16 protein-coding genes are annotated in these 15065 nt (G+C 42.5%); 6 read left to right on the top strand and 10 right to left on the bottom strand.

All coding sequences use genetic code 11. The features are described from left to right. From L1D15_RS13870 to L1D15_RS13855, 4 genes are read left to right on the top strand one after another with little or no spacing between them, the layout of a single operon-like run. Positions 1–1020, top strand: coding sequence for a glycosyltransferase family 9 protein (locus tag L1D15_RS13870; protein ID WP_239876158.1), 1020 nt, complete (start codon positions 1–3; stop codon positions 1018–1020). A 27-nt stretch (positions 1021–1047) separates the two neighbouring features. Further along, positions 1048–1827, top strand: coding sequence for a glycosyltransferase (locus L1D15_RS13865; protein WP_239876157.1), 780 nt, complete (start codon positions 1048–1050; stop codon positions 1825–1827). Beyond that, positions 1824–3095: a lipid IV(A) 3-deoxy-D-manno-octulosonic acid transferase gene (gene waaA, locus L1D15_RS13860; RefSeq protein WP_239876156.1), complete on the top strand. Its 1272-nt coding sequence runs from the start codon at positions 1824–1826 to the stop codon at positions 3093–3095. The genes L1D15_RS13865 and waaA overlap by 4 nt, the downstream gene beginning before the upstream one ends. Then, complete coding sequence (locus tag L1D15_RS13855) at positions 3095–3775, top strand: acyltransferase (RefSeq protein ID WP_239876155.1); 681 nt, start codon at positions 3095–3097, stop codon at positions 3773–3775. The genes waaA and L1D15_RS13855 overlap by 1 nt, the downstream gene beginning before the upstream one ends. A 3-nt stretch (positions 3776–3778) precedes the next feature. Here the strand turns inward: L1D15_RS13855 and L1D15_RS13850 are convergent, their stop codons facing one another. From L1D15_RS13850 to L1D15_RS13810, 9 genes are all read right to left on the bottom strand, one after another. Beyond that, complete coding sequence (locus tag L1D15_RS13850; protein ID WP_239876154.1) at positions 3779–4507, bottom strand: glycosyltransferase family 25 protein; 729 nt, start codon at positions 4505–4507, stop codon at positions 3779–3781. A gap of 11 nt (positions 4508–4518) precedes the next feature. Continuing rightward, positions 4519–5508 (bottom strand): glycosyltransferase family 2 protein, encoded by a 990-nt coding sequence (locus tag L1D15_RS13845; RefSeq protein WP_239876153.1) that lies wholly within the window; start codon positions 5506–5508, stop codon positions 4519–4521. 1 nt (position 5509) lies between these two features. Then, a complete protein-coding gene (locus tag L1D15_RS13840) occupies positions 5510–6376 on the bottom strand; it encodes an NAD(P)-dependent oxidoreductase (protein WP_239876152.1) in 867 nt (288 codons plus the stop codon). Continuing rightward, complete coding sequence (locus L1D15_RS13835; RefSeq protein WP_239876151.1) at positions 6373–6948, bottom strand: dTDP-4-dehydrorhamnose 3,5-epimerase family protein; 576 nt, start codon at positions 6946–6948, stop codon at positions 6373–6375. Before L1D15_RS13835 ends, L1D15_RS13840 begins: the two co-directional genes overlap by 4 nt. A 26-nt stretch (positions 6949–6974) precedes the next feature. Further along, a complete protein-coding gene (rfbH, locus tag L1D15_RS13830; protein ID WP_239876150.1) occupies positions 6975–8288 on the bottom strand; it encodes a lipopolysaccharide biosynthesis protein RfbH in 1314 nt (437 codons plus the stop codon). Then, positions 8288–9370 (bottom strand): CDP-glucose 4,6-dehydratase, encoded by a 1083-nt coding sequence (rfbG, locus tag L1D15_RS13825; protein ID WP_239876149.1) that lies wholly within the window; start codon positions 9368–9370, stop codon positions 8288–8290. The genes rfbH and rfbG overlap by 1 nt, the downstream gene beginning before the upstream one ends. Before the next feature lie 3 nt (positions 9371–9373). Further along, on the bottom strand, positions 9374–10147 hold the full coding sequence (gene rfbF, locus L1D15_RS13820) for a glucose-1-phosphate cytidylyltransferase (RefSeq protein ID WP_239876148.1): 774 nt from the start codon (positions 10145–10147) through the stop codon (positions 9374–9376). A 22-nt stretch (positions 10148–10169) separates the two neighbouring features. Further along, a complete protein-coding gene (locus L1D15_RS13815) occupies positions 10170–11135 on the bottom strand; it encodes an FAD-binding oxidoreductase (RefSeq protein WP_239876147.1) in 966 nt (321 codons plus the stop codon). A gap of 81 nt (positions 11136–11216) precedes the next feature. Continuing rightward, on the bottom strand, positions 11217–11912 hold the full coding sequence (locus tag L1D15_RS13810) for a 3-deoxy-D-manno-octulosonic acid kinase (protein ID WP_239876146.1): 696 nt from the start codon (positions 11910–11912) through the stop codon (positions 11217–11219). Positions 11913–12006: 94 nt separating this feature from the next. On the opposite strand from L1D15_RS13810, the gene L1D15_RS13805 reads away from it, so the two are divergent. After that, positions 12007–13062 carry a glycosyltransferase family 9 protein gene (locus L1D15_RS13805; RefSeq protein WP_239876145.1) on the top strand — a complete coding sequence of 352 codons (1056 nt, stop codon included), beginning with the start codon at positions 12007–12009 and terminating at the stop codon, positions 13060–13062. Between the two features lie 27 nt (positions 13063–13089). Next, the gene (locus L1D15_RS13800; protein ID WP_239876144.1) at positions 13090–13875 is read left to right on the top strand and encodes a glycosyltransferase family 2 protein; all 786 of its coding nucleotides are present in this window, start codon (positions 13090–13092) and stop codon (positions 13873–13875) included. A gap of 46 nt (positions 13876–13921) precedes the next feature. Here the strand turns inward: L1D15_RS13800 and L1D15_RS13795 are convergent, their stop codons facing one another. Then, a complete protein-coding gene (locus L1D15_RS13795) occupies positions 13922–14956 on the bottom strand; it encodes a glycosyltransferase family 9 protein (RefSeq protein ID WP_239876143.1) in 1035 nt (344 codons plus the stop codon). Positions 14957–15065 lie beyond the last annotated feature (109 nt).

Below are 15065 nucleotides of genomic sequence, written 5' to 3'. Positions count from 1 at the left end.
ATGAAACACCTATGGTTTGAGCGTGGTGCTTACGCTTCTAAAAAAGCACGCAAGTATATTCAAGATGATTTTCAGCCTCAAAAAATCAAGAAAATAGCAGTAATTAGACACGCAGCACTTGGGGATCAGGTTGTTGTTCGCCCATTTTTGGTTGAAGCACGGAAGTTTTTTCCTAACGCAGAGATAACCTTAGTGCCAGTCTCTAACTATATGTATGGAATACCGAGTGACTTGGTTGATCATGTTCATGTGATGCCAGGAAAAGAGCCTGGAAAAACAACACCTGTCAAAGAAAAAGTACAAAACATCAAACAATTAGGCGAACAAGACATAATTTTTGATTTGGCGAGCACTAACCGTTCTCATTGGATGACAGCATTAAGTAAAGCCAAACTAAAAATAGGCTTTCCATACAAATGGTACTTCTGCGGTACTTTATTTAATGTTGCCGTTCATCGCTCTGATTTTCAGCCAGAAGTGGAATGCATGTTAGATATGCTCAAGCTACTAGGCCACAACCCCTCTCACCCACTAGACTTTGCCTATCCAGATCATCGCGAACTGGTAGACACTGAAGCTCCCTATGTGCTCTATTTTAACGGCGCCTCGCAGCTGCGAAAAATATTATCCAAAGAACAAATGTTTGCGGTATTAGAGAAGGCAGTCCAAGAGAACCCAACTCATACTCACGTGTATCTGGAAGGCAAAAATGACTTTGAGAAAGGGGATTTTTGTCAAAGCCTTTTAAAATATCCTAACTTTAAAATTCAGCCGTGTTTGCCACTTGACGAACTCGTAGACTTAACGGCGAAAGCAACGTTAATGGTAGCTCCTGATACTGGCGTCCGGAACATTGCAATATCGACCCATACACCAACTGTAGGCATTTTCTATGCGACAGTGCCGTTTCGATATACGCCTTTGTATGAGCACCATGATATCGTGATGAATGCTGATGGCTCAATACCGTCCACGGTACAAATCACAGATGCAATTTCCCGTGCCCTATCGAGCCAATAACTTCATTTCGGAATTTTATAAGCAGCAATGAAAAATCTATCAATTTTAGTTTCCAATCGACTCATTAGGCTCATCGGCAACATTTTTAAAATGTTGTCATACCCTTTTCATGCTTTGTTTCCAAATAAACGCTTTACGATTCCATCTTTGTCTAAGCCGAAAGTGGTTTCTAGTGAGCAAACCAAGATTCCCAAGATAATATGGCAAACCAACTTCTCTGAACGAAGTACTTTACCTGTTTATCTTAACTATCTGTTCAATCGCCTGATGTCATTAGATTATGAGTATCGCTATGTTAGTACAGAAGAACGTGCCGAGTTCATCAAAGCAAATTCTTCTGAGCGAGTATATAACGCTTACATGCAATTAAACGATGGTGCTGCACAAGCTGATTTATGGCGACTCATTACTATCTATACCCATGGTGGTATTTACATGGATATAGACGCAACACTCGTATGGCCGCTCAAGCATATCCTGCCTCAAGATGATAACGCGATGTATGTGAAGCTTGAAAAGAATCAACACTTTACAAACTTCTTTCTCGCATCAGAACCAAAAAACCCAGATTATGAATTAGCCATCAACAAGATTGTCGAGAACATTGAAAGTCGAAATATTGCGCAAGGCGTCTATTTTTTAACGGGCCCGATGGTGATCACTGAGGTTCTAGAAAATAAACAGGTTGCTTACAAAGAAAGAAAGTACGTCTGTATACAAGGCACATTTACAAATGAGCACTTTCAATACCTAGATAAACCTCGTAGTAAATGGACACATAAAAAACCGGAAGATCTCCTCAAGTGATACGAGCTCTATATACACTTTTACTAGCCATTGCTCTTCCTTTCCTTTTACCAAGCTTATATAAACATAAGCTTGGTAAACCTTCCGTGGGCTCTCGCTGGAAAGAACATTTCGGTTTCACACCTAGCCTGAACAACCCTGAGAAAAAGCCGGTCATATGGATTCACGCTGTTTCAGTGGGAGAAGTTATTGCTGCATCACCGTTGATTAAGAAGATACATCAAGCCCAGCCAAATGCTAAAATCCTTGTCACTACTACAACTCCAACAGGTGCTAAGCAGGCAGAAAATTTAAAGGAATATGCCGAACATAGATATATGCCTCTGGATTTTACTTGGGCAGTCAAAACCTTTTTAAAAACAGTCAGGCCAAAACAGTTAATCATTATCGAAACTGAACTATGGCCCAATACATTGATAGCGGTATCTAAACAGAATATTCCTATCACTATCGCAAACGCACGTTTATCCGATAAATCGTTTCGAGGCTATACAAAAATCAAGCCTTTGTTTGATAGCTTTTCTCCTGCTTTAAGCCAAGTCATCTGTCAGCACAAAGATGATGCTAAAAGGTTTGAGAAACTGGGAATACCACAAAGTAAAGTCTATGTCTCAGGCTCCATAAAGTTCGATATCTCTATTTCAGCTAAGCAATTAGAAACGGCAAACCGACTCAGGTCTGAGTTAGGCTACTCTCGCCCGATTTGGATTGCTGCCAGCACCCATGAAGGTGAAGATGAAAAAATACTCGCTGCCCACTCACAAGTTGTTGAGCATGTACCAAATGCCCTACTCATACTGGTTCCTAGACACCCCGAACGATTTAATGATGTCATGGTACAATGCAGTGAACACTTCACAACTGTACGTCGGACAACCAAAGTAGCAGTTACAGAAAATACAAAAGTGTATTTAGGTGACACTATGGGTGAAATGTTGACACTTATTGGCGCGAGTGACGTCTGCTTTATGGGGGGGAGCTTGATTGGAAGTAAAGTGGGAGGGCATAACCTATTAGAGCCGGCCGCACTCTCAAAACCAACCCTGACTGGACCGAGTTATTTTAATTTTGCCGACATCACACAACAGTTATTGACTGCAAATAGTTGTCAAATTATCAATTCAGAGTCTGATCTAGCAGACAAAATCATTTTGCTTCTTCAGTCTCCAGCGCTCAGGGGTGAACAAGGCCAAGCAGCCTTAAATGTAGTGGAGCGGAACCGAGGCGCACTCGAAAAAACAGTCCAATACATATTTGGAGAAAAGTGATGAGTTTGAAGAAGTTGTCCAAGTTATACAACTATGTGAGATGCGTACCCAAAACACTCTTCTTTAATTTTTATTACCTTCCATTTAGCCAAGCGATAAAATTGCCAATTCTGGTTAATCATCGCACCAAGTTTGTGTCTTTAGGCGGTAAAGTATCTATTCCAAAGTCTGCCAAACTAGGGAAAATCAAACTAGGGTTTGGGCGTGTACAAATAGCAGACAACAAATACTCTCGCTTTATATGGAACGTTGATAAAAACGGGCACATTAAGTTAGGCCATCACATTAAGATAGGCACAGGTTCCAAACTTCACATCACTGGAACATTAATCATTGGTTCGGGAAGCAACTTTACGGGCGAAGCGACTATTGTTTGTCATCGAGAAATATCTTTCGGTCACAACTGTTTAGTCTCTTGGCAGACTCTATTTATGGATTCAGATCTACACAAAATTACCGATTCAGAAAATCAACAAACTAATCCAGATCAACCAATAACCATTGAAGATAAAGTATGGGTTGGCGCTAGGTCTACGATTCTTAAAGGGGCTCACGTAGCAACCAATTCCGTTATCGCAAGTACTTCTACTGTGTCTCGTCAGTTTGACGGCAATACCGTTATAGGTGGCAACCCCGCACATGCCATTGCAGACTTTACAGGGAAAGCGTTCCACCTATAACACTTAGAGCCTACAATTTTTCATATTCCATAAAGACAGTCGTATAAAAACGTAAAAACGATAAATTTCACGAGTCACTTTAAAATAAATAGGCGTTTTGAGTTTCGCTCCGCTATTTTGAATCGTGGTTCCCATGTCTGCAGGATCTAACACTAAATAAGGAATAATACCGGTACACTTTAAACCTGTGCGGTATGACTCACCGATATGGTTATCCACTGCGCATAACCAGCGCTTACTCTTATCAAGAAGCTTCTTTGCGCCGCTAGGAGAAATACTGTATCCACGTGTTCCCCCACGGTTATCGTGCCAAAATACACTGTGAGAACCATTAATCTCTTCTAATAGAGTCGCTTTGCCATTTTGCGGCTCAACTCGAATATATTCATAACCTCTATTATGCATTTGCCCTAAAGTGTTTAAAGACGACTTCATAAAGTGAGTAGGCAAACAATCGTCTTCAATAATCAAAATCGGCTCATTGAGTTCTATGCATTTTTGCCATAGACGATAATGACTGGCATAACAACCACGCTCACCTGGAGTTAATGGTCTGCTACGAAATATTCTCCGATGTTGATCATCCGGTAAATTGATCAAGTCTTCAGGCAGGCCTTTTCGTCCATCGACAGCATTGAAGAACTCAAATTTGATGTCTTGAGCTTCTAGCGTATTCTGGATTCTCTCTTGTCGCTCAGTAGACTCTATCAACGATATTACAAAAACTTTCATAGAGAACACCTTTATAAAAACAACTTTGTTACGTCTTTAAGCACAGACCAGAAAAATCGAATACGGAAAATACGCATGATATTCAAATCACGATCTGTAATATTCATATGTTCTTTAATGACATTGAAATCAAGATTAGGGTTAACCCGAGATAAACGCTCAAAATACCTCATAGATAGCACTCTGCATGTTAAGGTCGTTAGAGGTGTCTGCTTATAAAAACGTGTTCTCATATCAAAATCATTACAAACAAACCTTTCTAATACCTCTTTCTTCATGCTTTCATTCTCAGCCCATCGATAATAAGAAAGATTCGCTTTAACTCTAATCGAATTATAACTATTGATATAGCGACATAAGAAGTCATAATCTGCTGTAGGGTATAAATCCGGGTTAAAGCCTCCAATATCCAAGCACACCTGTTTATCCATAAGTATGCCCAACGAGCCTGGGTTAATATTTCCCCAAAAGCAATCCTTTAATTTAAGTTCTTTTTCTTTTATTTTCTTATCACCATTATATGGATGAATATCACTTTGGTTGGTAAAGCTCTGGTTATCTACTTTAACAAAACTATATTTTTTGTATTTTGAAACAATATCTAACCAGTCTTTATCGAGTAAATCATCATCATTAAGTATTGTAATTCTACTTGCGTCGGCAAGTTCAATACATCGATTCCAATTCCCAAACATACCGATATTTTCATCATTAATATAATAACGAATATTACTGTCTATACCTTTTAAACTCTCTATTATTTGCTTAGAGAATTCTCGACTATCGTCATTATCAACAATCACTATTTCAAACTTGATATGTCCCGATTGCTGAGCAGCAGACTTTACGGCTTCCAGTAGAAGTTTTGGCCTTCTATAAGTAGGAATTGTGATTGAGACTTCGACCGCCTCTTCTTGCTCTATTACATTACTCCACAATAATTGAGACTTTACTGCTGTATATTTATTAAAGTGATTGGTAGTCGATGTTAAATCAAACATTTTATTTTGGACCTAAAAGATCTTTAATACCTTCTTGCAGTGAAATTTTTTTCTTCCACCCGGGAAGTGGGGTATAAGCATGATGAGGAGGAGCCATTACTTCTCTGTCACGATAAGGGCGCATCCCCCAATTGATTCTGAGTGGTAGCTGGGTAACACTTTCAACAAGGCTAACTAGCTCTCTTAGCGACGTGTCATCCCCAGTTAAAATGGAAAATTCCTCACGTCTAGGAGTATCTGATAAGGCGACTCGCTTTAATGCTACATTCAACGCGTTAATAGCATCACTAATGTGGCAAGCTTCAAACCTTTGTTCACCGAGGCTCATATCTAAATCATTGCCTTTCTCAGCGGTTTCAATCAGTAATTGAATAATTTTTTTTCGGTGATCTTCTTTGCCGTAGGTATCGTTGAAATGTAAATGTAGGCTATGCCATTTATAAGCATCAGAGTAGAAATTCAATAACTCCTGAAAAGCCTGCTTGGTTGCAGCATATAGGTTGGCGTAACGATAATGCTCTCCCTCAAACTTTTGCCATGTTGTACCTACATTGACGATTCGACATGTGCCCGTTTGATTCATCGCTTCGAGTAGTTGAGTGCCAAATACAATATTAGCCTCTAGCATCGGGGTGATATCACTTTCCTGATGGGCAACCCGATAACAGGTAGCAAGATGCAAGACGACATCAATGTCCGTTAACGCAGCCTTAATTGAACTGATTGTTCCATCGTATTCATGAATATGAGCACCTGTAATAGAGCCATTGTTTGCCCTTACCAATGCATGAACGTCATACTCATTTCTCAAGGTGGCAATAAATTGCTGACCAATAAAGCCTGTCGCACCTGTCACTAATACTTTCATAAGAATGGGCTCTCATAGTTTTCTAAACTGGGAAATGATTGATCTCTCTCAGAAATAATCAATTCTCCTAGTGGTACACCCTCAGTGTCTAGGCCCACACTTGACCATAAAATACCCTTATCTAGCTCTGGCGCATAAACATTATCAGTTTTGTAAAGCAACGTCGCATGCTCTGATCGCGTAAGAAAGCCATGAGCAATACCTTTAGGGAGATAGACAAGTTGTGGTTTATTTGCATTCAATTCCACCGTAACAAGCTTGCCATAAGTCTGGGATGATTTCCGGATATCAACGAAGAAGTCGAGTACTTCCCCCTCTAGGCAAGTCACGATTTTGTTATGTGCAGCAGGTGGCTCTTGAAAGTGAAGTCCCCGCAGAACATTCTTTTTCGATACAGAATAAAACTCTTCTTGAAGGTCAAACTCAGAAATTGGCGTACCTTCAAAGAAGCTTGGATGGAAGGTTTTAATAAAGGCGCCGCGATGATCTTCAAACTTTGGAAGATCAATTAAGTAGCAGCCTGAAATATCGAGGTGCGTTATATTCATAAAATAAAGCCAATGATTTCTCATTGGCTTTCCATTCTTTATTGCTGTTTTTAGAAACTAACACCGAAAAACTCTTCAAACTTTTCGATAACAAAGTCCAAGTGATCTTGCCCTAGACCTGGATAAACACCAATCCAGAAAGTGTTATTCATGATCAAGTCTGTGTTAGTTAAATCACCGACCACTCGATAATGCACATTATCAAAATACGGTTGACGGGTCAGGTTACCGGCAAACAGAAGACGAGTACCAATCTTATATTGGTCCATGAACCTCAGCAGATCGACGCGATCAATACCTGAGTCTTCACGTATAGTAATTGGGAAACCAAACCAAGAAGGCTCTGAGTTCTCCGTCGCTTCTGGCAGAATAATAAACTCTTCACATGACGCTAAGCCGTCACGTAAATACACATAGTTGTCCTTACGTTTTTGAACGAGCTCTTCTACTCTATCCATCTGAGCAAGGCCGCATGCTGCCTGCATGTCGGTAATTTTCAAGTTGTAACCTAGATGAGAGTAGGTGTACTTATGGTCATAACCATCAGGAAGTGAGCCTAGCTGCTGGTCAAAGCGCTTGCCACAAGTATTGTCACAGCCCGGTGGACAATAGCAGTCACGTCCCCAATCACGAAAAGACTCTACTAACTTGCGTAGTTCTTTATCTTTTGTAAAAACAGCGCCTCCCTCACCCATGGTGATATGGTGAGCAGGATAAAAGCTGACGGTGGCAATATCACCAATCGTTCCAACCATTTGACCATTGTATGTTGAGCCTAAAGCATCACAACAATCTTCGATTAACCAAAGGTTGTACTTATCGGCAACACGACGCGCTTCGGTAAGGTCAAATGTATTACCCAAAGTGTGAGCCACCATGATTGCCTTAGTTTTCTCCGAAACGGCAGCTTCTATCATTTCTGGCTTAATTTGGTAGGTTGGAATATCGACATCAACAAATACAGGCACCAAGCCATTTTGGATCGTTGGGTTTACTGTCGTAGGGAAACCTGCAGCAACGGTAATCACTTCGTCACCAGGTTTTAGTTGACGTTCACCTAGTTTAGGGGATGTTAGTGCAGTTAACGCAAGAAGGTTAGCTGAAGAACCTGACGTCGTAGTCAACACATAAGGAACCCCCAAGTACTCTCCTAGGCGCTGCTCAAAAGCGTCATTGAATCGACCTGTTGTTAACCAGCCATCAAGAGAGGCTTCAACCATTAATTGTAGTTCTCTTGCTCCAAGCACTTTACCTGAAGGAGGAACCACACTTTTTCCACCAACAAACTCTTTAGGTGCGTACTCTAGCTCTGCATATTGCTCTACAAGGTCTGCAATTTGAGCTCTTAATTGCTCTTTCGACATTATCTATTACCTGCTCTTGCGGTCATGTATTCTTTGATTTCATTTATCGTGTAGGACTTAATGTCTTCACCACTAAGCCAAGCTTTTTGCCAGCTTACAATTTTCTCCAGCGTCGTATCTAGGCTCCAAACAGGTTGCCAGTTCAAGCGCATCTTTGCTTTAGAACAATCCAACTTTAGGTAATGAGCTTCATGAGGATGAACCTCTTGGCTCAAGAACCATTGAGCATCTTCACCCCACAACTGTGCTATTCGATTGACGATGTGCTCAACAGGTTGAGCATCTTCATCTCTAGGGCCAAAGTTCCATCCTTCGGCAAAGCTCGGGCCTTCTAAGTATAACTTTTCAGCGATAGCGATATAACCTGATAATGGCTCTAAAACATGCTGCCATGGTCGAATGGCGTAGGGGCTTCTGATCTCAACTTTCTTATTATTGGCAAATCCTTGAAGAATATCAGGGATAAGGCGGTCCTCAGCCCAGTCACCACCACCGATCACGTTACCAGCTCGAACCGATGCGAGTGCACAGCCATGTTCTTGATACTTATCTGAGTTGAAGAAAGATTGACGATAAGATGAGGCCACCAATTCAGCACAGCCTTTGCTATTACTGTATGGGTCATACCCTCCCATGGGTTCATCTTCTCGGTAACCCCATACCCACTCACGGTTTTCATAACATTTATCGGAAGTGATATTGACGACCGATTTGACACCACCAACTTGTTTAATGGCTTCCAGGAGATACACGGTTCCCATAACGTTTGTCGAATAAGTTTCGATGGGTTCTTCATACGAAAGACGAACGAGAGGCTGAGCAGCCATATGGAAAACAATTTCAGGCTTAAAGTCATGTATTGCCTGTCTTAAATGCGTAAAGTCGCGAATGTCTCCTTCTTGCGATGACATCCCCTCCCATACCTTTGCTTCTTCAAACAGGCTTGGGGTCGTTGGCGCTGGTAGAGAGTAACCTTGGACAACCGCCCCCATTTCTTGTAACCACAGAGACAGCCAACTTCCTTTAAAACCTGTATGGCCAGTGACAAAAACTCGCTTACCTGTCCAAAACTTAGGATTCATGCTTTACTCCCAAACTTTCCAAGGCGCTTTACCTGACTGCCAAAGGCTTTCAAGATACACCTTGTCACGCAATGTATCCATTGGCTGCCAAAAGCCATGGTGCTCAAAAGCCATCAGTTCGCCATCTTTCGCTAATTGATTTAAAGGGTACTGCTCCCAAACACAGTCATCACCATCAATGTAGTTCAATACCTCTGGTGAGAGAACAAAGAAGCCGCCGTTAATCATCGCCCCATCACCTTTGGGTTTTTCTTTAAAGCTCTGTACTTGGCCCTCTTTCATGTCCAAGGCACCAAAGCGACCAGGTGGAAACGTTGCCGTCAATGTTGCTTTCTTACCATGTGACTTATGAAATTTGATAGTTTCAGTAATATCAATATCACCGACACCATCGCCATAAGTAAAGCAGAAAGCCTCATCGTCCTTCAGGTAGTCTGCGACACGCCCTAAGCGTCCACCTGTCATAGAATTGTCACCTGTATCTACCAGTGTGACAGTCCAAGGCTCTGCACGCTTACGGTGAACCTTCATCTCATTATTTTGCATATCAAATGTAACATCAGACATATGCAGAAAGTAGTTAGCGAAATATTCTTTAATGACATAACCTTTATAGCCACAGCAAATAATGAATTCATTAATACTATGCGAGGAATACTGTTTCATGATGTGCCATAAGATCGGTTTTCCACCGATCTCAACCATTGGCTTAGGTTTTACAGAGGTTTCTTCACTTAGGCGCGTTCCTAAGCCGCCTGCGAGAATAACTGCTTTCATTACTATCTCCAGTTATTAGACGCTACTTTGCGGGAGTAAAGGCGTCCGAGTGAAAGTGTTTCAATGGTAAATTATGATCTGAGAATAATGCTTTGGCTGCTTCAATCATAGAAAGAGAACCGCATGCATATACATCGTACGGTTCTAAATTGGCAATGTCCTCGATAACGGCATTTTGCACATAACCTACTCGACCTCCCCATTCTGGAGATCGAGACAAAACAGGGATAAAGCGGATGTGCTTGTTACCTTTCAGAAGTTTTATAAACGCCTCATCATAAATTTCATCTGGCGTTCTCATCCCCCAATAAATGGCTACATCCCTTTTATCATTATCGTGAATTAGTTGTTCGACCATGGCTTTTACAGGCGCAATTCCCGTCCCTGTCGCTAAGAAAACAATGGGCCGATTGGACGCTCTCACAAAGAATGTACCTTTAGGCCCTTCAATACGCATCAACTGATGGTCTTTTAGGTCATTAAACAGAAGATCTGACATCTTGCCCTTAGGGACCTTACGAATATGCAGTTCTAACTCCTGACTATCAACCATTGCATTAGCAATTGAATAACTGCGTTTCACTCCCTTAAAAATGAGGTCTAGATACTGCCCCGGACGAAAAATGAAGTTAGCCGTGGGAGGAAAGCGAAACTTGATGATCAAGATATCCTCTGTAGGAAAAGTGATATTGGACACTTTACACGGCAGGGTTTGCTGTTTAATTGCGCTAAGTTCTGGATAGAATTCAGCTTCAAGGACCAAGTCCGATATGGCTTTAGACTGGCAGGTCAGAATGGTCCCAGAGTGTACTTTTTCACCAAGTTCATTCAGCACTTCTCCGGAAATAACCTTTGCTTCGCAGACACCACAATCTCCGTTTTTACAACTATGTTCCAGCGCGATCTCCTGCGATAGTGCATCATCTAATAAATTATCTTGGCTGCTAAAACGCACTCCTGAGGGAGAAAGGGTTATGTCATATTGCATCGGTTTTATGTATTAAGTTACAAGAAAATAGGCCTAGATTATAGTATTTAGGGCAAGACTGTGCGAGACGAAAAGCAACAATCAGGGGGTTATTTGGATTGATAACCAATCCACCTCACACCAATGAATATTGCGCTTACCGACTTCCTTTTCAAACGACCTTTTCAATCTATCCAAGTTGCTCTGCTTCCAGCCATTTCCTGATTGCTGATAGCATTTATCAAAATCGATTATCCACACTTTGTTCTGTTCATCTATCAGGATATTGTGAATATTAAGGTCGGTGTGATTGACTTGCGCATCATGCATCTTGCGAATTTCGCAGCCAATCTTCTGATACATTTCTGCGGGAAGTGGCTTTTCTATCAGAATAGAAACCAAATCTCGTGCATTAGGGATTTTCTCACTCAGAAGATCCGCTTGGTAAGTGAAGCCAGCTTTCACCGCTCGGGCAGCAATTGGCCTAGGCACGTTGACGCCAGATTCAATCAAAGTATTTAGCAGCTGAAATTCCTGATAGCCGCGAGTTTTTTCCCAGCTTGAAAAGAGATAGCTATCTTCCACTAGTTTTCCAAACAAACCACCGCGACGATAATGCCTGAGTGCCGCTTCGATAGTTTTCGTTTGCACAAACCAAGTGGTTCCACGTCCTTGGGCGCTACCGATGACTTTACCGGCATTTTGCCAAAATTCAGCGTCAAACACCTGCTTAGGGTCTTCCTTAAGCAAGCTTTCGTCATACCATATGGTTTGGTTGTCCAATTGCACGGTTTTCATGCGGTGGCTATCTCTGATTAAATTTCAGTGGTCATTTTACATTTATTGACTGCCTCTGCATAATCTTCACCATTGCTAGCCAAAAGAATTATTTATGAGCCTTTTTTCTTCTGCCCCTGAGTCTTTGTGCATTCTGCGTTTATCTGCGATTGGCGATGTGTGTAACACCGTTGCGGCAGTGCAAGCCATTCAACGTCAGTGGCCGCAAACCGACATTGTCTGGATAACAGGTAAGCTTGAAGCCAAGCTGATTGAAGGCATACCCGGCATTCGTGTGATAGTTTTTGACAAGAAGGAAGGCTGGCAAGGCTATAAAAAACTCTGGGCGACACTAAAAGGACAAAAATTCGATGCACTACTGCACATGCAGTACGCATTTAGAGCCAGTATTGCCACCCTTGGCATTAAGGCAAAATACAAGCTCGGCTTTGATTCTATCCGCAGTCAGGACTTCCAAACTCTGTTCACCAATGTCAAAGTGGCGTCACCTGATTCCATGCACGTCTTAGATGGGCTGCTCGCCTTTGGCCGCACACTTGGCGTTGAAGATATGAGTCCCGTCTGGGTGCTTGAATATTCAGATTCAGATAAACATTGGGCACAACAGCAATTATCTGCCGACAAACGCAACCTAGTTGTCGTGCCTGCGGCAAGTAAAGCCTACAAGAACTGGACAGCAGAAGGCTACGTCGAACTTATCCAGCACGCCGTCAATCAAGGCTGGCAGGTCACCTTAGCTGGTAGCCCAGCGCAAGTAGAATTAGACCTCGCAAAGAAAATTGAGAGCAAGCTGACATGCACTGTCAACAATCAGGTCGGCCAAAGTTCGCTGAAGCAAATGCTGGCACTGTTAGACCAAGCTGATTTGGTGATCGCACCGGATACTGGCCCTGCGCATATGGCCAATGCGGTCAATACACCGGTTATTGGTTTGTATGCCCACCATAATCCTGAACGCACTGGGCCTTATCAATATCGCCAATATGTAGTGTCTGCTTATGAAGACGCAATTCAAGCTGAAACGGGGAAATCTGCAACTCAGCTTAGCTGGCGTGCCCGTGTCAAAGACAAAAACGCCATGCAGCGCATTCAACCTCAGCAAGTCATCGCCATGTTTGATAAAGTAACCACAGAACTCCATTTACAATAAACTCCGAGAGACTTCAGAGGTACCACAGTGAGTAAACCAACCATTGCCGTCGCACTTATCGTCAAGAACGAAGCGCAGCACCTGAAAGCTTGTTTAGAAACTGTTCACGACTGGGTTGACGAGATTGTGGTACTTGACTCCGGAAGTACAGACAATACCGAACAGATTGCACGCCGTTTTACGGACAAGTTTTTCGTCAATCCTGAATGGCCTGGCTTTGGCCCTCAACGTCGCTTGGCTCAGTCCTATGTTGAGTCGGATTACGTCCTGTGGTTAGATGCCGATGAGCGGGTCACTCCTGAGCTCAAGCAAAGTATTTTAGATTCAGTGAGTGCCAACAAGCCGGATACCATTTATCAAACGGCGCGTCTAAGCTGGGTGTTTGGACGCTATATTCGTCATTGCGGTTGGTACCCAGACCGTGTACTGCGCTTATACCCGACAAAGCTGACGCAGTACAATGACGCTCTGGTTCATGAAAAAGTCGAGGTGGCGAAAACCATGAAAGTCGAAAACTTGAATGGCGACTTGATTCACTTCACCTATAACGACATGAATCACTACTTAGTGAAGTCGGCGGGCTATGCCAAAGCCTGGGCTGAACAGCGCGAGAAAAAAGGTAAGAAAAGCAGCATCTCACAAGGCATTTTGCACGCATTAGGCTGCTTCTTGAAAATGTATGTTGTTAAAGCCGGCTTTCTTGATGGCAAGCAAGGCTTCTTGCTCTCCCTACTTTCAGCACACTCTACTTTTGTGAAATATGCGGATCTGTGGATTCGCAGTGAAACAGACAAGATGCCGGATAAATTCTAATCTTTTCAATCCAGACAAAGGGCGATATTTCTATCGCCCTTTTTTATTAATTCAGCTTACGGCTTATCCATGGTTGTAACTCTCTCGAGACCACATCTATATCAATTCTGGCCATATTTTCCTGACTGGCTTTATCTTCTGCCTCTGGTGGGCAAAAAGCGATATGGTTGCCTGCCGAGTTAATTGGTTTCCAGCGCAGCGGTGTCGCTGAACGCTTACTTGGAAAAAAGCCAACGGTCGGTACATCTATCGCCGCCGCGATATGCAAGGGCCCAGTAGAACCTGCAATAAACAAGTCGGCACAGGCGATAGAACAAGAAAAATCGACTAAGCCATCGTTCTTATCGTACACCACCGAGGCTCTGCCCTTTTCTTTTAGTAGGCTATGTAACTCAGCGGCTTTCTGTTCTTCTCCCGGCCCAGCTGTCAGTATAATTTCAAACGGCTCCGGCATATCGCAAATTAACTGAGAGTACTGCTGAAGAGATAAGTTATTGGCTGAGCCACCACTACCGGCATGAACGAACACCCATTGTTTCTCTACATTTAAATCCAACTGTAGTGAGAGTTTGTGCTTTTGTTGCTGCAGATCGTCAGCTGAGAAAGAGAGGTAAGGCGCATCAGGCTCAACCACTGCTTGACCAATATCCGTTAAAAACGCACGCACTAAGTCTAGGTTGTATTCGTATTCTGGTTTTGCTGATTGTGAACGCTTTTGTTTGATACGTTTGTTGTAAAAGATCTGCGCCAGCTTTGTCGCCGGAGCAAGGCGATATGGAATTTTCGCTTTCCAGACCAATTTCGCGTTATATGTCGTAGAGAAAAGGTTGATGGATGCATCAAAGCGCTCCGCTTTTATTTGCTCAATCAAAGTCGATTGCGCGTGCTTAGAGCCCTTCTTCGTTGGATCAACCAGCACTTTATCAATCCAAGGACAAAGCTCTGCCAGGGCCACTGTGTAATTAGGTACTAGCGCTGTAATCTGACAATCCGGCATAGAGGCTTTCAGCATCGCGAAACTGGGCCAAGCCAGCATAAAGTCGCCTATTTTGTCGTTACGAACCACCAGTATCTTTTTCATTACTTTTCCTAACTCTCAATCTTTGCTCCCAATGATAACGGCTAAGTTGGGTAAATGTGAGCCTTTTTGTTACCATTAAGCGATATAAAAGAATCATTTGAGTAACTGA

The sequence above is a fragment of the Vibrio sp. Isolate25 genome, assembly GCF_022398025.1.
Taxonomy (GTDB): domain Bacteria; phylum Pseudomonadota; class Gammaproteobacteria; order Enterobacterales; family Vibrionaceae; genus Vibrio; species Vibrio coralliilyticus_A.
This window is presented reverse-complemented; position numbering and strand designations above follow the sequence as displayed.